This is a genomic window from Neobacillus sp. OS1-2, assembly GCF_030915505.1.
In the GTDB taxonomy this organism is placed as follows: Bacteria; Bacillota; Bacilli; order Bacillales; family Cytobacillaceae; genus Neobacillus.
On sequence record NZ_CP133265.1, the window covers coordinates 1,998,528 to 2,016,744 of the forward strand.

The window sequence follows — 18,217 nt, forward strand, 5'->3', positions numbered from 1 at the left end:
AAATTCAAAATTAGAAAGAGTGCGATCATATGTTGGAATCAAAGGTTGAGGCCTTCCTTAACCGCCACTCGTTCAAACTTGAAAACAAAAAGGTCATTGTAGGTGTCTCAGGGGGGCCTGATTCTTTAGCACTGCTTCATTACTTATTGAAGGAAAAGGAAAAAGGAAACCTGTCTATTGTTGTCGCCCATGTAGACCATATGTTTCGTGGAGAGGAATCCTACCAAGATGCCATGTTTGTAAAAAGCTTTTGTGAACTGCATGGGGTTCCTTTTGAAATGGCGCGAATTGATGTGACAAAAATCATGAAGGCAACGGGAAAGAGTTCGCAAATTGCAGCAAGAGAAGTAAGATATGATTTTTACTTTAAAATGATGGAAAAATATGAATACCCCTATTTAGCGTTGGGTCACCATGGTGATGATCAGATGGAGACCATACTTATGCGGCTAACGAGAGGCAGCACTGGGAAGGCAAGAGCCGGAATTCCGTTTTCCCGACCCTTTCATCATGGTACTATTTTCCGCCCTTTCTTATGTGTAACAAAGGTTGAGCTCCAAGATTATTGTAAACAACACCAGCTGACACCAAGGATAGACCCGAGTAATGAGAAAGGCGTTTATAGTAGGAATCGCTTTCGTAAACAAGTTCTGCCTTTTTTAAAAGGGGAAAACAGTCATGCCCATGAGCAATTTCAACGATTCAGTGAAGAACTGCAGAGTGATGAAGCGTTTTTACAGGAATTAACGGTCAAACGGCTGAATACAGTTCTGGCAAAAAAGGAAGAGGACCATATTACTATTGACATACAAGGGTTTCTTGAAATGCCTTTACCTTTACAAAGGAGAGGGATTCAACTAATATTAAACTATCTTTACAAAGAAAAGCCTGCTTCTCTTTCTGCTATACATATCGATCAAGTATTTTTCTTAATGCACCATCATGAACCATCAGTAAAACTGGATTTACCAAATGGAATGAAGGTCATTCGCTCCTATTTACAGTTATCTTTCCAATTTCAGCAAGTGACAGCAGAACCATATGCTTATGAGCTAAATGAGCCTGGGATGATTAAACTGCCAAATGGTCGAAGTATTAGAATAGACTATATAGAAGGGGAAATACCAGCTGCAAAGGAGAATATAGCCCTTTTTAATGCAGATCTTATTAAGTGGCCCATTTTTATCCGTACGAGGGAAAAAGGCGATCGAATGACAGTAAAGGGAATACAAGGGACGAAAAAGTTAAAGACTATTTTTATTGATCAAAAGGTTCGGGTACAGGATCGAGATAGTTGGCCTGTGGTTACGGATAAAGAAGGTTTTATTATTTGGCTTCCAAATTTAAAAAAATCTTCGATAGAAGGTATAGATTACGCAGCAAAACAATATATACAACTCACATATCATTAGTAATTAGTAATGATCTTCTAGGAGGCACAATTTATGATGAATCAGGATATTGAAAAGGTGTTAGTTTCAGAAGAGGAAATTCAAGAGAAAATAAAGGTGTTAGCGGCAGGGTTAACAGAAGAGTATAAAGATCGCTTTCCGCTTGCTATTGGGGTTTTAAAAGGAGCAATGCCTTTTATGGCTGATTTATTAAAACGGATGGATTGTTATCTTGAAATGGACTTTATGGATGTTTCTAGCTATGGAACAGGTTTAGTTTCTTCTGGAGAAGTGAAAATTTTAAAGGATTTAGATACTTCTGTTGAAGGAAGGGACATATTAATAATTGAAGACATTATTGATAGTGGTTTAACCCTTAGTTACTTAGTGGATTTATTCCGTTATCGTAAAGCAAAATCAATTAAGATCGTCACTTTACTTGATAAGCCAACCGGCAGAAAAAGTGCGATCAAAGCAGATTATGTAGGATTTATTGTTCCAGATGAGTTTGTTGTCGGTTATGGGTTGGATTATATTGAAAAATATCGCAACCTTCCATATATTGGTGTGCTAAAACCGGAAGTTTATAGCAATAATCTATAATTATATTCCTGCCTGAGAAGGCCTTCATTTTGGTTTTTTACCCCTTGCTAATGAGAGCTATTCCTTGAATTAGTAAGTTTTTCTATGATACTATTTATTATAGTTTTTACCCGCGGGAGGAGGTAAGAGATGAATCGGATTTTCCGTAATACCATCTTTTATTTATTGATATTTTTAGTCATTATTGGCGTGGTTAGTTTCTTTAATGGAAGCAATGAGCCTACAGATCATATTTCATATGATACGTTTGTGACCCAATTAGAAAAAGGTGAGGTCAAAAAGTTTTCAATGCAGCCTGAACGAGGAGTCTTTGAGGTTCGCGGTGAGCTAGAAGCAAAGGATAAAAAGTTCATCACCTATGTTCCAAACAGCGAAAAGATTCTTGATCGTATTGATAAGGCAGCAGATACAAAAGTGGAGGTAATGCCAGCAAAAGAAACTAGTGGCTGGGTAACCTTCTTTACTTCGATCATTCCGTTTGTGATCATCTTTATCTTATTTTTCTTCTTATTAAACCAAGCTCAAGGCGGCGGCAGCCGTGTCATGAACTTTGGTAAATCGAAGGCGAAGCTTTATAACGATGATAAGAAAAAGGTTCGTTTTAGAGATGTAGCGGGTGCTGATGAGGAAAAGGCAGAATTAGTTGAGGTTGTTGAGTTTTTAAAAGATCCGCGTAAATTTGCTGAACTTGGGGCCCGTATTCCCAAAGGTGTTTTGCTTGTAGGACCTCCAGGGACTGGTAAAACATTGTTAGCGCGAGCAACTGCCGGTGAAGCAGGCGTACCGTTCTTCTCCATTAGTGGTTCAGATTTTGTTGAAATGTTTGTCGGGGTCGGTGCCTCCCGTGTTCGTGACTTATTTGAAAATGCTAAGAAAAATGCTCCATGTATCATTTTTATCGATGAAATTGATGCGGTTGGACGCCAGCGTGGTGCCGGTTTAGGCGGTGGACACGATGAGCGTGAGCAAACCTTGAATCAATTGCTCGTTGAAATGGATGGCTTCGGTGCAAATGAGGGAATTATTATCATTGCGGCAACAAACCGTGCTGATATTCTTGATCCTGCATTATTACGTCCGGGACGTTTTGATCGTCAAATTACCGTTGACCGCCCAGATGTAGTTGGACGTGAAGCTGTACTAAAAGTTCATGCACGCAATAAACCTTTAGATGAGTCAGTAAACTTGAAAAACATAGCAATGCGTACACCTGGTTTTTCCGGTGCAGATTTAGAAAACTTATTGAATGAAGCGGCGCTGGTAGCGGCGAGAAGCAGTAAGAAGAAAATCGATATGGAAGATATTGATGAAGCAACAGACCGTGTTATTGCCGGTCCTGCCAAGAAGAGCAGAGTTATTTCCGAGAAGGAACGCAGAATTGTTGCTTTCCACGAGGGTGGCCATACGGTGATTGGCTTAGTACTTGATGAAGCTGATATGGTTCATAAAGTTACCATCGTTCCACGTGGTCAAGCTGGTGGTTATGCGGTCATGCTTCCTAGGGAAGACCGTTATTTTATGACAAAGCCGGAATTGCTTGATAAAATTGTTGGCTTGTTAGGCGGCCGTGTTGCCGAGGAAATCGTATTTGGCGAAGTAAGTACGGGTGCACATAACGACTTCCAACGTGCTACAGGCATTGCTCGTAAAATGGTAACAGAATACGGAATGAGTGATAAGCTTGGCCCGTTACAGTTCGGTCAACCGCAAGGCGGTCAAGTTTTCTTAGGCCGTGACCTTCATAATGAGCAAAATTACTCTGATGCTATTGCCTATGAAATCGACTTGGAAATTCAAACCATTATTAAAGAATGTTACGAGAGAGCTAGAAAAATCCTTACTGAAAATCGCGATAAGTTAAATTTAATTGCGACTACACTTCTTGAGGTTGAAACGCTCGTTGCGGAACAAATCAAATATTTGGTTGAGCATGGTCATATGCCGGATCCAGCGGTTCACTTAGATGCTGTGAAGATCGGACCGAAAAAATCAGATGATGTGAAGGTAAACATCAATACCAAGAAGGATGAAGGCGAGAAAAAGGAAGAATCCTTTTTAGATAAACCTTCGGATGAGATTGATTACAAATAATTTAACTAGGGCGCTTCCTATGAAGCGCTCTTTTCTTTTTTACACAAATACTATTTATGGTATGATGTTGGGAAGTAAAAAAAGAAAAATTGATAAAGCGAGTGATAGATTTGATTTTCGTATTTGATGTAGGGAATACAAATGTTGTCTTAGGTGTTTATCAGGAGGACGAACTTAAGTATCATTGGCGGATTGAAACAAATCGGAATCGTACAGAAGATGAATTTGGGATGAATATCAAAGCATTATTTGATCATTCAGGATTGTCCTTTTCAGATATTGATGGAATTATCATTTCCTCAGTTGTTCCGCCCATCATGTTTGCTTTGGAGAGAATGTGTCAAAAATACTTTCATCTTAAGCCGCTTGTTGTTGGACCAGGGATAAAAACAGGACTCAATATTAAATATGAAAATCCCAGAGAAGTGGGGGCTGACCGAATTGTTAATGCTGTTGCGGCCATCCATGAGTACGGAAGTCCTCTGATTATTGTTGATTTTGGAACAGCAACTACTTATTGTTATGTGAATGAGGAACGCCAATATATGGGGGGGGCAATTGCTCCGGGGGTTGGGATCTCCACAGAGGCACTTTATTCACGGGCGGCGAAATTACCGCGAATAGAAATTGCCCGCCCAGAAGGGGTCATCGGTAAAAATACCGTTGCTGCGATGCAAGCGGGAATTGTCTACGGATATGTGGGACAAGTGGAGGGCATTGTCAAACGGATGACGGAGCAAAGCGGGAAGAAACCAACCGTGATTGCGACAGGCGGCCTTGCCCCATTAATTGCCAAGGAATCAACCGTAATCGATGTAGTTGATCCATATTTAACATTAAAAGGTCTGCAGCTTATCTATAAGCGAAATATGGGATAAGATAATTAGAAAAGCGGCCTCTAGGCGCTGCAGCTAGACGATTTGAAACAGCAAGAAGGGAGTTTGACAATGAAGGATTATTTAGTTAAGGCACTTGCCTATGATGGAAATGTACGCGCATATGCCGTTCGCACGACTGAGACGGTTAGTGAGGCACAGCGCCGTCATCAAACATGGCGGACTGCATCGGCAGCGCTTGGCCGCACGATGACCGCAGGGCTCATGATGGGCGCGATGCTTAAAGGTGAAGATAAACTGACGATAAAAATTAATGGAGGAGGCCCGATTGGTCCCATTGTGGTTGATAGTAATGCCAAAGGTGAGGTTCGAGGGTATGTGACCAATCCTGAGGTTGACTTTGAATCGACAGAGAATGGCAAGCTTGATGTCCGCCGTGCGGTCGGTACAGACGGGATGCTTGCAGTTGTGAAGGACATCGGGTTGCGTGACTTTTTTTCCGGCCAGGTTCCACTTGTATCTGGTGAATTAGGTGAGGACTTTACCTATTATTTCGCAACATCTGAGCAGGTACCTTCTTCGGTTGGAGTTGGTGTTTTGGTTAACCCGGATGACTCCATTTTGGCTGCAGGCGGGTTTATTTTTCAATTAATGCCAGGGACGCCAGAGTCCATTATTGAAAAACTCGAAGAACGGTTAAAAACAATTGAGCCGATTTCTGTTTTAATTGAACGAGGTTTGACACCTGAGCAGATTTTAGAAGAATTATTTGGAAAAGAACAAGTAAAGGTGTTAGAAACAATGGAGGTAAGTTTCCAATGCAATTGCTCTAAAGAGCGTTTTGCAAATGCCATTGTAGGGCTAGGTGCAGCTGAAATTACCGCTATGATTGAAGAAGATGGACAGGCTGAGGCCCACTGCCATTTTTGCAATGAAAAATATCTATTTACTAAGGAAGAACTAGAGGAACTTAAAAAAGAAGCGAAATAACTGTTATCGTGAGGGGAAAAGCTTGGGAAAGAAGCAGCTTTGGATGGTTATTGCAGGCCTCATTATGCTTAATTGCTTAACGGTGGCCTTTTTCCTCACCAGGGCAAATGAGGTCGGCGGTGCGGCAAGTAATGATGAGACAGTGGCAACCGTGGGGAAAAAAACTATTTCAAGACAAGAATGGCTGAATGAACTGGAAGCGAGATATGGAAAAGACGTTTTAAAGGAAATGATTGATCATAAGGTCGTGGTGGAAATGGCGGCGACTTACAAAATAAAAGTATCTGATCAAGATGTTGAGCGGGAATTTAGCATGCTGCAGTCCACTAATAATTCTTTTGGGTCTAAAAACATTCAAAATGAGAAGAAGTGGAAAGAACAAATTCGAAACACGCTCCTATTAGAAGAACTGTTAACAAAGGACGTAAAAGTTTCGGAGAAAGAATTAAAAGGCTATTATGATAAAAATAAAACCCTCTTTAATGTTCCGGATGCCTATCATTTATCACATATAATCGTGAAAACAAAGAAGGAAGCTGTAAAGGCCGCAAAAGAACTGGCAAATGGATCAAGCTTTTCCGCATTAGCAATGGAACGGTCCATTGAGGAGTTTTCCGCAAATGAAGGCGGCGATATCGGCTATATTAGCGGTGATGATGAGCGGTATCCGCGTTCCTATATAGAAACGGCTAAAAAGCTAAAGAAAGGTGCGTACAGTAAACCGCTGAAGGTTAAGGAAGGGTATGCACTTGTAAGGCTTGAAGGAAAATTGAAGGGGAAAAAATATACGTATAATGATGTGAAAGAACAAATTCGCAGGCAAATTGCCCTAGAGCAGATGAAATCGCCGGCTACTGCAGCACCCTTTTGGGATGAGGCAAAGGTGGAATGGTTTTATGGCAGTGATAAATAGTCAAATTAAAACACAGGATCATACCTGTGTTTTAATTTACGAAAAATTTTGAAAAACCCTGTGTAAAACGGTTGACAAAACCAGTATGAAACTGGTAAATTCTATATATCCAATAAAAATACTCGGAATAGGGGTGCCATTATGGTTCGTGTAGCAAATTCAGTTTCCGAATTAGTCGGCCAAACACCGATTGTGAAGTTAAACAGATTAGTTGATCAAAATAGTGCAGATGTCTATTTAAAGCTTGAATATTTTAATCCTGGCAGCAGCGTAAAGGATCGGATTGCCTTAGCGATGATTGAAGCAGCGGAGGAAAAGGGACTTATTAAGCCAGGTGTCGATACGATTATTGAGCCGACAAGTGGTAATACAGGAATTGGACTCGCGATGATTGCCGCAGCGAAGGGGTATAAAGCAGTCTTTGTTATGCCTGAGACGATGAGTTTGGAAAGAAGAAACCTGCTTAAAGCATATGGAGCAGAGCTTGTGCTAACACCAGGTCCTGAGGGGATGAAAGGTGCAATTGCAAAGGCAGAAGAGCTTGTGAAAGAGCATGGATATTATTTGCCGCAGCAATTTGAAAACGAGGCCAATCCAGAGGTTCATAGGAGAACGACAGGCAGGGAAATTGCGGAGCAAATGGATAGCCTTGATGCATTTGTTTCAGGGATTGGAACTGGCGGTACCATTTCCGGTGCTGGTAGCCTCTTACGTGAAAAGTTCCCGGAAGTGAAGATTTATGCAGTAGAGCCAAAGGATTCAGCGATCCTTTCAGGCGGCAAACCTGGTCCACATAAGCTGCAAGGACTTGGTGCAGGATTTATTCCGGGTACATTAGATACAAGTATTTATGATGAAGTGATTCAAATTACGACAGAAGAGGCATTTGAGGCATCTCGCCGTGCGGCAAGGGAAGAGGGTATTCTTGGCGGGATTTCTTCAGGAGCAGCCATTTCCGCAGCCTTAAAGGTGGCGAGTGAGTTAGGAAAAGGTAAAAAGGTGCTCGCGATTATTCCAGATAACGGTGAACGGTATCTAAGTACTGCACTATACCAATATGATGTTGAATAAGAAACATAGGGGTGTTGGCGAAAGCCGATGCCTTATTTTTTTGTAAACCATTCCATTTTTCCTGTATGATAAAAGAAGTGAAAAAATGAGTGTAGGGAGATATGGAATGATAACAGCTCAAGAACAAATTCAGTGCGGCCCATATACCTTGGACTATTCGAAAAAAACCATGGTTATGGGAATATTAAATGCCACCCCGGATTCCTTTTCGGACGGAGGTAAATTTAATGGAATCGAACGTGCCATTGAACACGCGAAGGAAATGGAAGTGAATGGAGCGGATATCATTGATGTTGGTGGTGAATCCACACGCCCGGGCTTTGCGGCAGTTTCTTTGGAGGAAGAGCTGGAACGGGTAATCCCCGTGATAAAAGCCATTTCTGAACATGTGCAGATTCCTATATCGATTGATACGTATAAAGCAGAGGTGGCAAAGCAGGCTATTGAGGCAGGTGCCCATATCATCAATGATGTATGGGGTGCAAAGGCAGACGAGCAAATGGGAAAAGTGGCGGCCGAATATAATGTGCCAATTATCTTAATGCATAACCGACGTGACCGAAATTATCAGGTTTTCATGCGAGATGTAATCAATGACCTTTATGAAAGCATCACAATGGTGAAAAATGCAGGTGTGAAGGATGAGAAAATTATCCTTGATCCTGGGATTGGCTTTGCAAAGGACTATCAAGAAAACCTGTTGATGATGCAAAACTTAGATAAGCTCGTCATGCTTGGCTATCCTGTACTTTTAGCAACATCCCGGAAAAGAATGATTGGCGAAGCGTTAGATCTCCCTGTCCACGAAAGACTGGAAGGTACAGGTGCAACGGTATGCTATGGTATTCAAAAGGGATGTCAGCTTATCAGGGTTCATGATGTGAAGGAAATCAGCCGAATGGCGAAAATGATGGATGCGATGATGGGAAAGGGTGTCAGGATTGGATAAAATCTATGTTAATCGGATGGAGTTTTATGGCTATCATGGTGTTTTCCCGGAGGAAACTAAACTAGGCCAAAGATTTGCTGTTGATTTAGCCGTTTCTGTTGATTTGAAAAAGGCTGGAGAAACGGATGAACTCGAATACTCTATTAATTACGGTGAACTATATGAAGTTTGCAAAGAGATTATGGAGGGCAAGCCCTATAAATTAGTGGAGGCTGTTGCTGAGAATATGGCTGCAACTCTTTTAAAGCGATTTTCCCTTATATACGATGTTACTGTTAAGGTGATAAAGCCGGATCCGCCAATTCCAGGTCATTACCAGTCTGTGGCGGTAGAAATTACAAGGAGTAGATAAAAGTGGAAAATAGAGCATTTATTGCCCTTGGTTCAAATATCGGAAACCGTTATGATAATATAACGAGTGCGATTAACTGTTTAACAAGTCATTCTGAAATTAAACTAGCAAATTATTCCTCTGTTTACGAAACAGATCCTGTCGGTTATGAAGATCAGGATTTATTTTTAAATATGGTAATCGAGATTATGACGGACTTAAGTGCCCTGGAGTTGCTAGAATTTTGCCTTAAGACAGAATTGGAGCTTGGAAGAAAGAGGGAATTAAGGTGGGGTCCAAGGACAATTGACCTTGACATTCTTACCTTTAACCAAGAGAATATTGAAACGGAGAAGCTTACCGTTCCACATCCAAGAATGGTAGAGCGGTCGTTTGTCATGGTACCGCTAGCAGAAATAAACCCCGATCAGAGTATCCCAGGGGTGGATAAACCTCTTAACATAGTGTTGAATGAACTACATGATAAAGAAGGAGTCCGAATATGGAAGCGGAAAAATGGGGAAGACGTATTCGAGCCTATCGAAAGCTAAAGGGTTATACACAGGAAGGCTTTTCGAGGGAATTAGGTGTATCGGTATCAATTTTGGGAGAGATTGAAAGAGGGAATCGTCTGCCGGCAGGCGATTTACTTGAGAGAATCGCTCACTCCTTGAGAATAAGTATAGAAGATTTAAAGCCAAAAGAATAAAGAAACGTGCAAGTGCCCAGGTCAGCGGTGAATGGCCTAGAGTGGACACTAAAAAGTGCAGGTCCCGATGGATTACCCGGGTGCTGGATTAGGAGGAAGATAGTTGGATGTTGAAAATTGGTAATATCGAAATAAAGAATCCAGTTGTCCTGGCACCGATGGCAGGAGTCTGTAACTCTGCATTTCGCCTTACGGTAAAAGAGTTTGGCGCAGGTCTAGTTTGTGCTGAAATGGTCAGTGATAAAGGTATTGTTCTAAAAAATGAAAAAACAATGAATATGCTCTATATCGATGAACAGGAAAAACCGTTAAGTTTGCAAATTTTTGGCGGTGAAAAAGAAACATTGGTGGAAGCAGCTAAATTTGTCGATCAAAATACCAATGCCGATATCATTGATATCAATATGGGCTGCCCGGTACCGAAAATCACCAAATGTGATGCCGGAGCCAAATGGCTGCTAGATCCAAATAAAATCTACGAAATGGTCTCTGCGGTTGTTGCGGAGGTTGAAAAGCCTGTAACGGTCAAAATGCGGATGGGCTGGGATGAAGACCATATTTTTGCTATAAAAAATGCCCAGGCTGTTGAACGTGCGGGCGGAAAAGCAGTTGCTCTACATGGCCGTACCCGTGTGCAAATGTATGAAGGAAAGGCTAATTGGGATATTATTCGTGAAGTGAAGCAGTCCATTACCATTCCTTTGATTGGTAACGGGGATGTACAGACACCGCAGGATGCGAAAAGAATGCTGGATGAAACAGGTGTTGATGGAGTTATGATTGGCAGAGCTGCTTTAGGGAACCCGTGGATGATATACCGTACGGTGCAATATTTAGAAACCGGGAAGTTAATGGCAGAGCCGTCTGTTCGCGAAAAAATGGATGTCTGTATCCTTCATCTTGATCGTTTGATTGCTTTGAAAAGTGAGTACATCGCCGTCCGTGAGATGCGTAAGCATGCGGCATGGTATTTAAAAGGTGTTCGCGGCAATGGACGGGTCCGAAATGCGATTAATGAATGTCAGACGAGAGAAGATCTCGTTACATTGTTAACTGGATTGGCAGTAGAGGCTGAGGAAATGGAACAAAACGAAGCAATTGTTGGCTGAGTTTGACTTTCCCAGGTTCATTTTCTATAATTACGTTGTTACTAAGTGCTGCCAGTAGAATAACTGGCAGTTTTTATTCTATATAAATACTTTTTTGATGTCTGAACTGTCAAGTTTGTGTAAAATAATAAAGTATGTAAAAAAAATCGGTGAGTATTTACATAAGAAAAGCGGAAGTGCCCTGTTCAGCGGCGTATGGCCTTGAGCACTCCAACTGAGATAAAGGAAACACGGTAAACGTAGTGAACCGATGTTGACTTATCGTAGGGCGGAGAGCGAAGGACATTAGCCGCTAGGGCGCTGGAGCTGGACAATAAAACGAGAGCAATGGAGTTGAATTAGTCATGAGTCAGGAAGAATTAAATGATCAATTGTTGGTCAGGCGTGAAAAAATGAACAGCATGCGTGAAAATGGATTAGATCCTTTTGGTACAAGATTCAATCGCACTCATTCTTCAAAGGAATTATTCGAACAGTATGGTGAATTGGAAAATGAAGAATTAGAGGAAAAAAATATTGCTGTCTCAATTGCGGGCCGCATTATGACCAAGCGTGGAAAAGGAAAAGCTGGTTTTGCCCATATCCAAGACTTATCAGGACAAATTCAAGTCTACGTGAGAAAAGATGCCATAGGGGATGAGCAATATAATATTTTTAATTCTGCAGATCTAGGTGACATTGTTGGGATTGAGGGAACATTATTTAAAACAAAAACGGGTGAGTTCTCGATAAAAGTAGCAAACTTTGTATTTCTAACAAAAGCTCTTCGCCCGTTGCCCGATAAATTTCACGGCTTAAAGGATGTTGAACAGCGCTACCGTCAACGTTATTTAGATTTAATCATGAGTCAGGAGAGTAAGGAAACCTTTATAGCTAGAAGCCGCATTATTCAATCGATGCGCCGTTACTTAGATAATCACGGTTATTTAGAAGTGGAAACGCCAATGATGCATTCCATTGCTGGGGGTGCATCAGCACGTCCATTTATTACACATCATAATGCGTTGGATATGCCATTATTTATGCGGATCGCTATCGAGCTCCATTTGAAACGATTGATTGTGGGTGGTCTTGAAAAGGTATATGAAATTGGCCGTGTATTTAGGAATGAGGGCGTATCTACTCGTCATAATCCTGAGTTTACAATGATTGAACTATACGAAGCATATGCAGATTATCGTGATATCATGAGCCTTACTGAAAACTTAGTTGCCCACATCGCGGAAGAAGTAGTGGGAACCACAACCATTCAATATGGTGAGTATGAAGTAGACCTTAAACCGGAATGGAAAAGACTCCATATGGTTGATGCTATTAAGGAATATACCGGTGTTGACTTCTGGAAAGAGATGAATATTGAAGAAGCCCGCATGCTTGCAAAAGAACATGGGGTAGAAATAAATGATCATATGCTTTATGGCCATATTGTTAATGAGTTCTTTGAACAAAAGGTAGAGGAAAAACTTATTCAACCGACCTTTATTTATGGGCATCCAGTAGAAATTTCACCACTTGCTAAGAAAAATGCGGAGGATCCACGTTTCACCGATCGTTTTGAGTTATTTATTGTTGCACGTGAGCATGCAAATGCTTTTACAGAGCTAAATGATCCAATTGATCAAAGAGAGCGTTTTGAAGCACAGCTGAAAGAACGCGAGCAAGGAAATGATGAAGCCCATATGATGGATGAGGACTTCGTTGAAGCATTAGAATACGGTATGCCACCAACAGGCGGGTTAGGAATCGGCATTGACCGTCTAGTTATGCTGCTAACTAATTCACCATCCATTCGGGACGTGTTGTTATTCCCATTAATGCGTCATCGTTAATTGAGAAAAGCGCAAGGGCCTTGGAGTTAGAAATTCTAAAAGCCAAATATAAATTCTGATACTATTAAAAGGTGCCGGTACTTCCGGCGCTTTTTTATTATGACTATCATGGAGGAGTTAGAATATTTTTACTTTGCCTAATCCGTAAAAAAAGCATAAAAAGCTATTGCACACTATCATTATTGGTGGTATATTAATATCTGTTGCTGCGAGACAGTAACTTAAAGAAAAAAGAAATTAAAAAAGTTGTTGACTTTAAGTTAATAACTTGGTAAGATGATTAAGTCGCTTTTGAGCGATTGAGTAATTGTTCTTTGAAAACTAAACAAACAAAAACGTCAACAAACAATATTTTTTAGTTTCAATATAGATGAAACTAAGCCAACGTAACAAATGAGCTAATCAACTTTCTTGGAGAGTTTGATCCTGGCTCAGGACGAACGCTGGCGGCGTGCCTAATACATGCAAGTCGAGCGAATCTTTGGGAGCTTGCTCCCTAGGGTGAGCGGCGGACGGGTGAGTAACACGTGGGCAACCTGCCTGTAAGACTGGGATAACACCGGGAAACCGGTGCTAATACCGGATAATCCATTCCCTCTCATGAGGGAATGCTGAAAGACGGTTTCGGCTGTCACTTACAGATGGGCCCGCGGCGCATTAGCTAGTTGGTGAGGTAACGGCTCACCAAGGCGACGATGCGTAGCCGACCTGAGAGGGTGATCGGCCACACTGGGACTGAGACACGGCCCAGACTCCTACGGGAGGCAGCAGTAGGGAATCTTCCACAATGGACGAAAGTCTGATGGAGCAACGCCGCGTGAGCGATGAAGGCCTTCGGGTCGTAAAGCTCTGTTGTTAGGGAAGAACAAGTACCGGAGTAACTGCCGGTACCTTGACGGTACCTAACCAGAAAGCCACGGCTAACTACGTGCCAGCAGCCGCGGTAATACGTAGGTGGCAAGCGTTGTCCGGAATTATTGGGCGTAAAGCGCGCGCAGGCGGTTCTTTAAGTCTGATGTGAAAGCCCACGGCTCAACCGTGGAGGGTCATTGGAAACTGAGGGACTTGAGTGCAGAAGAGGAAAGCGGAATTCCACGTGTAGCGGTGAAATGCGTAGAGATGTGGAGGAACACCAGTGGCGAAGGCGGCTTTCTGGTCTGTAACTGACGCTGAGGCGCGAAAGCGTGGGGAGCAAACAGGATTAGATACCCTGGTAGTCCACGCCGTAAACGATGAGTGCTAAGTGTTAGGGGGTTTCCGCCCCTTAGTGCTGCAGCTAACGCATTAAGCACTCCGCCTGGGGAGTACGGCCGCAAGGCTGAAACTCAAAGGAATTGACGGGGGCCCGCACAAGCGGTGGAGCATGTGGTTTAATTCGAAGCAACGCGAAGAACCTTACCAGGTCTTGACATCCTCTGACACTCCTAGAGATAGGACGTTCCCCTTCGGGGGACAGAGTGACAGGTGGTGCATGGTTGTCGTCAGCTCGTGTCGTGAGATGTTGGGTTAAGTCCCGCAACGAGCGCAACCCTTGATCTTAGTTGCCAGCATTCAGTTGGGCACTCTAAGGTGACTGCCGGTGACAAACCGGAGGAAGGTGGGGATGACGTCAAATCATCATGCCCCTTATGACCTGGGCTACACACGTGCTACAATGGATGGTACAAAGGGCTGCAAGACCGCGAGGTTTAGCCAATCCCATAAAACCATTCTCAGTTCGGATTGTAGGCTGCAACTCGCCTACATGAAGCCGGAATCGCTAGTAATCGCGGATCAGCATGCCGCGGTGAATACGTTCCCGGGCCTTGTACACACCGCCCGTCACACCACGAGAGTTTGTAACACCCGAAGTCGGTGGGGTAACCGTAAGGAGCCAGCTGCCTAAGGTGGGACAGATGATTGGGGTGAAGTCGTAACAAGGTAGCCGTATCGGAAGGTGCGGCTGGATCACCTCCTTTCTAAGGATAATTCAGTCCTCTCGGACTGATCATAAGGTTGACGTTTCTTGTTTGTTTAGTTTTGAGAGTGCAATTCTCTCAAAGCTTTTTTAATCGTTCTTTGAAAACTAGATAATCGTAAGAAGAAGCAAAGTAAACATCGAGTAATCGCCATTTTAGTTTTCTCTCTAATGAAAATTAGAGGGGGAATAGAAGCGAGCAGATCGAGGAAGCGACTGAGTGAGCACCGGAGTGTATGATATACATGAGGAGCGGAGCGAAGGAAGCTGACGAAGAGATGCGAAGCTTATATTCACCCGAATTAGGTTAAGTTAGAAAGGGCGCACGGTGAATGCCTTGGCACTAGGAGCCGATGAAGGACGGGACTAACACCGATATGCTTCGGGGAGCTGTAAGTAAGCTTTGATCCGGAGATTTCCGAATGGGGGAACCCACTGTTCGTAATGGAACAGTATCTTTACCTGAATACATAGGGTATAGAAGGCATACCCGGGGAACTGAAACATCTAAGTACCCGGAGGAAGAGAAAGCAAACGCGATTCCCTGAGTAGCGGCGAGCGAAACGGGACATAGCCCAAACCAAGAGGCTTGCCTCTTGGGGTTGTAGGACACTCAACATGGAGTTACAAAGGAACGGGGTAAATGAAGCGACCTGGAAAGGTCAGCCAGAGAAGGTAAAAGCCCTGTAGTTGAAACTTCGTTCCCTCCTGAGTGGATCCTGAGTACGGCCGGACACGAGAAATCCGGTCGGAAGCAGGGAGGACCATCTCCCAAGGCTAAATACTCCCTAGTGACCGATAGTGAACCAGTACCGTGAGGGAAAGGTGAAAAGCACCCCGGAAGGGGAGTGAAATAGTTCCTGAAACCGTGTGCCTACAAGTAGTCAGAGCCCGTTTATGGGTGATGGCGTGCCTTTTGTAGAATGAACCGGCGAGTTACGATTACATGCAAGGTTAAGTTGAAGAGACGGAGCCGCAGCGAAAGCGAGTCTGAATAGGGCGAATTTAGTATGTAGTCGTAGACCCGAAACCAGGTGATCTACCCATGTCCAGGGTGAAGTCCAGGTAACACTGGATGGAGGCCCGAACCCACGCACGTTGAAAAGTGCGGGGATGAGGTGTGGGTAGCGGAGAAATTCCAATCGAACTTGGAGATAGCTGGTTCTCTCCGAAATAGCTTTAGGGCTAGCCTCACGTAGTAAGAGTCTTGGAGGTAGAGCACTGTTTGGACTAGGGGCCCTCATCGGGTTACCGAATTCAGACAAACTCCGAATGCCAAAGACTTATCCGTGGGAGTCAGACTGCGAGTGATAAGATCCGTAGTCAAAAGGGAAACAGCCCAGACCACCAGCTAAGGTCCCAAAGTATACGTTAAGTGGAAAAGGATGTGGAGTTGCTTAGACAACCAGGATGTTGGCTTAGAAGCAGCCACCATTTAAAGAGTGCGTAATAGCTCACTGGTCGAGTGACTCTGTGCCGAAAATGTACCGGGGCTAAACGTATCACCGAAGCTGTGGATTGACACCGTTGGTGTCAGTGGTAGGAGAGCGTTCTAAGGGCGTTGAAGCTAGACCGTAAGGACTGGTGGAGCGCTTAGAAGTGAGAATGCCGGTATGAGTAGCGAAAGATGAGTGAGAATCTCATCCACCGAATGCCTAAGGTTTCCTGAGGAAGGCTCGTCCGCTCAGGGTTAGTCGGGACCTAAGCCGAGGCCGAAAGGCGTAGGCGATGGACAACAGGTTGATATTCCTGTACCACCTCTTTATCGTTTGAGTGATGGGGGGACGCAGGAGGATAGGGTAAGCGCACTGTTGGATATGTGCGTGTAAGCAGTTAGAGCGAGAAGTAGGAAAATCCGCTTCTCACAACGCTTGAGCTGTGATGCCGAGGGAAATATAGTACCGAAGTTCCTGATTCCACACTGCCAAGAAAAGCCTCTAGCGAGATAAAAGGTGCCCGTACCGCAAACCGACACAGGTAGGCGAGGAGAGAATCCTAAGGTGAGCGAGAGAACTCTCGTTAAGGAACTCGGCAAAATGACCCCGTAACTTCGGGAGAAGGGGTGCTCTTTAGGGTTCATAGCCCTGAAGAGCCGCAGTGAATAGGCCCAGGCGACTGTTTAGCAAAAACACAGGTCTCTGCGAAGCCGCAAGGCGAAGTATAGGGGCTGACGCCTGCCCGGTGCTGGAAGGTTAAGAGGAGGGGTTAGCTCACGCGAAGCTCTGAATCGAAGCCCCAGTAAACGGCGGCCGTAACTATAACGGTCCTAAGGTAGCGAAATTCCTTGTCGGGTAAGTTCCGACCCGCACGAAAGGCGTAACGATCTGGGCACTGTCTCAACGAGAGACTCGGTGAAATTATAGTACCTGTGAAGATGCAGGTTACCCGCGACAGGACGGAAAGACCCCGTGGAGCTTTACTGTAGCCTGATATTGAATTTTGGTACAGCTTGTACAGGATAGGTAGGAGCCTGAGAAACCGGAGCGCTAGCTTCGGTGGAGGCGTCGGTGGGATACTACCCTGGCTGTATTGAAATTCTAACCCGCACCCCTTATCGGGGTGGGAGACAGTGTCAGGTGGGCAGTTTGACTGGGGCGGTCGCCTCCTAAAGAGTAACGGAGGCGCCCAAAGGTTCCCTCAGAATGGTTGGAAATCATTCGTAGAGTGTAAAGGCACAAGGGAGCTTGACTGCGAGACCTACAAGTCGAGCAGGGACGAAAGTCGGGCTTAGTGATCCGGTGGTTCCGCATGGAAGGGCCATCGCTCAACGGATAAAAGCTACCCCGGGGATAACAGGCTTATCTCCCCCAAGAGTCCACATCGACGGGGAGGTTTGGCACCTCGATGTCGGCTCATCGCATCCTGGGGCTGTAGTCGGTCCCAAGGGTTGGGCTGTTCGCCCATTAAAGCGGTACGCGAGCTGGGTTCAGAACGTCGTGAGACAGTTCGGTCCCTATCCGTCGTGGGCGCAGGAAATTTGAGAGGAGCTGTCCTTAGTACGAGAGGACCGGGATGGACGCACCGCTGGTGTACCAGTTGTTCTGCCAAGGGCATCGCTGGGTAGCTATGTGCGGACGGGATAAGTGCTGAAAGCATCTAAGCATGAAGCCCCCCTCAAGATGAGATTTCCCATAGCTCTAAGCTAGTAAGAACCCTGAAAGATGATCAGGTTGATAGGTCAGAGGTGGAAGCGTGGCGACATGTGGAGCTGACTGATACTAATCGTTCGAGGACTTATCCTAAATAATAAGAAAACTCGTTTTTACAAAAACTTCTTCTGCATTATCTAGTTTTGAGGGAATGATACCTCTAACTTTATTGTCTGGTAATTATGGCGAGAAGGTCACACCCGTTCCCATACCGAACACGGAAGTTAAGCTTCTCAGCGCCGATGGTAGTTGGGGCATGCGCCCCTGTGAGAGTAGGACGTTGCCAGGC

13 protein-coding genes and 3 rRNA genes are annotated in these 18,217 nt (G+C 44.1%); all 16 read left to right on the plus strand.

Translation table 11 applies throughout. The features are described from left to right. The first annotated feature begins 29 nt into the window (after positions 1-29). Entirely contained in the window at positions 30-1,412 is a 1,383-nt protein-coding gene (tilS, locus tag RCG19_RS09780; protein ID WP_308110671.1) for a tRNA lysidine(34) synthetase TilS, read from the plus strand. A 33-nt stretch (positions 1,413-1,445) separates the two neighbouring features. Then, on the plus strand, positions 1,446-1,994 hold the full coding sequence (gene hpt, locus RCG19_RS09785; protein ID WP_166243896.1) for a hypoxanthine phosphoribosyltransferase: 549 nt from the start codon (positions 1,446-1,448) through the stop codon (positions 1,992-1,994). A 129-nt stretch (positions 1,995-2,123) separates the two neighbouring features. Then, the gene (ftsH, locus tag RCG19_RS09790) at positions 2,124-4,085 is read left to right on the plus strand and encodes an ATP-dependent zinc metalloprotease FtsH (RefSeq protein WP_166243898.1); all 1,962 of its coding nucleotides are present in this window, start codon (positions 2,124-2,126) and stop codon (positions 4,083-4,085) included. A gap of 110 nt (positions 4,086-4,195) precedes the next feature. Next, positions 4,196-4,963, plus strand: coding sequence for a type III pantothenate kinase (locus RCG19_RS09795; protein ID WP_166243900.1), 768 nt, complete (start codon positions 4,196-4,198; stop codon positions 4,961-4,963). Between the two features lie 69 nt (positions 4,964-5,032). Continuing rightward, positions 5,033-5,911 (plus strand): Hsp33 family molecular chaperone HslO, encoded by an 879-nt coding sequence (hslO, locus tag RCG19_RS09800; RefSeq protein ID WP_308110672.1) that lies wholly within the window; start codon positions 5,033-5,035, stop codon positions 5,909-5,911. Positions 5,912-5,933: 22 nt separating this feature from the next. Beyond that, entirely contained in the window at positions 5,934-6,824 is an 891-nt protein-coding gene (locus RCG19_RS09805; protein ID WP_308110673.1) for a peptidyl-prolyl cis-trans isomerase, read from the plus strand. A gap of 141 nt (positions 6,825-6,965) precedes the next feature. Further along, positions 6,966-7,895, plus strand: a complete 930-nt coding sequence (gene cysK, locus RCG19_RS09810) for a cysteine synthase A (protein WP_308110674.1) — start codon at positions 6,966-6,968, stop codon at positions 7,893-7,895. Positions 7,896-8,001: 106 nt separating this feature from the next. Further along, positions 8,002-8,844 carry a dihydropteroate synthase gene (gene folP / locus RCG19_RS09815; RefSeq protein WP_308110675.1) on the plus strand — a complete coding sequence of 281 codons (843 nt, stop codon included), beginning with the start codon at positions 8,002-8,004 and terminating at the stop codon, positions 8,842-8,844. Continuing rightward, positions 8,837-9,196, plus strand: coding sequence for a dihydroneopterin aldolase (gene folB, locus RCG19_RS09820; RefSeq protein WP_308110676.1), 360 nt, complete (start codon positions 8,837-8,839; stop codon positions 9,194-9,196). Before folP ends, folB begins: the two co-directional genes overlap by 8 nt. A gap of 2 nt (positions 9,197-9,198) precedes the next feature. Then, entirely contained in the window at positions 9,199-9,726 is a 528-nt protein-coding gene (gene folK / locus RCG19_RS09825; protein ID WP_308110678.1) for a 2-amino-4-hydroxy-6-hydroxymethyldihydropteridine diphosphokinase, read from the plus strand. Then, positions 9,678-9,884, plus strand: coding sequence for a helix-turn-helix domain-containing protein (locus tag RCG19_RS09830; RefSeq protein WP_166243914.1), 207 nt, complete (start codon positions 9,678-9,680; stop codon positions 9,882-9,884). The genes folK and RCG19_RS09830 overlap by 49 nt, the downstream gene beginning before the upstream one ends. A 107-nt stretch (positions 9,885-9,991) precedes the next feature. Beyond that, positions 9,992-10,993 carry a tRNA dihydrouridine synthase DusB gene (gene dusB, locus RCG19_RS09835; protein ID WP_308110679.1) on the plus strand — a complete coding sequence of 334 codons (1,002 nt, stop codon included), beginning with the start codon at positions 9,992-9,994 and terminating at the stop codon, positions 10,991-10,993. A gap of 344 nt (positions 10,994-11,337) precedes the next feature. Beyond that, a complete protein-coding gene (gene lysS, locus RCG19_RS09840) occupies positions 11,338-12,822 on the plus strand; it encodes a lysine--tRNA ligase (RefSeq protein WP_166243918.1) in 1,485 nt (494 codons plus the stop codon). Between the two features lie 408 nt (positions 12,823-13,230). Then, a 16S ribosomal RNA gene (locus RCG19_RS09845) occupies positions 13,231-14,780 on the plus strand. 304 nt (positions 14,781-15,084) lie between these two features. Then, positions 15,085-18,021: ribosomal RNA gene (locus RCG19_RS09850) — 23S ribosomal RNA — on the plus strand. Positions 18,022-18,100: 79 nt separating this feature from the next. Next, positions 18,101-18,217: ribosomal RNA gene (gene rrf / locus RCG19_RS09855) — 5S ribosomal RNA — on the plus strand. The 16S, 23S and 5S rRNA genes sit together here, the layout of an rRNA operon.

Bases quoted from the DNA above. Each gene is read 5' to 3' on its own strand.
- hpt (WP_166243896.1), top strand. From the start codon at position 1,446: ATGATGAATCAGGATATTGAAAAGGTGTTAGTTTCAGAAGAGGAAATT.
- folP (WP_308110675.1), top strand. From the start codon at position 8,002: ATGATAACAGCTCAAGAACAAATTCAGTGCGGCCCATATACCTTGGAC.
- cysK (WP_308110674.1), top strand. From the start codon at position 6,966: ATGGTTCGTGTAGCAAATTCAGTTTCCGAATTAGTCGGCCAAACACCG.
- lysS (WP_166243918.1), top strand. From the start codon at position 11,338: ATGAGTCAGGAAGAATTAAATGATCAATTGTTGGTCAGGCGTGAAAAA.
- dusB (WP_308110679.1), top strand. From the start codon at position 9,992: ATGTTGAAAATTGGTAATATCGAAATAAAGAATCCAGTTGTCCTGGCA.
- tilS (WP_308110671.1), top strand. From the start codon at position 30: ATGTTGGAATCAAAGGTTGAGGCCTTCCTTAACCGCCACTCGTTCAAA.
- RCG19_RS09830 (WP_166243914.1), top strand. From the start codon at position 9,678: ATGGAAGCGGAAAAATGGGGAAGACGTATTCGAGCCTATCGAAAGCTA.
- hslO (WP_308110672.1), top strand. From the start codon at position 5,033: ATGAAGGATTATTTAGTTAAGGCACTTGCCTATGATGGAAATGTACGC.
- ftsH (WP_166243898.1), top strand. From the start codon at position 2,124: ATGAATCGGATTTTCCGTAATACCATCTTTTATTTATTGATATTTTTA.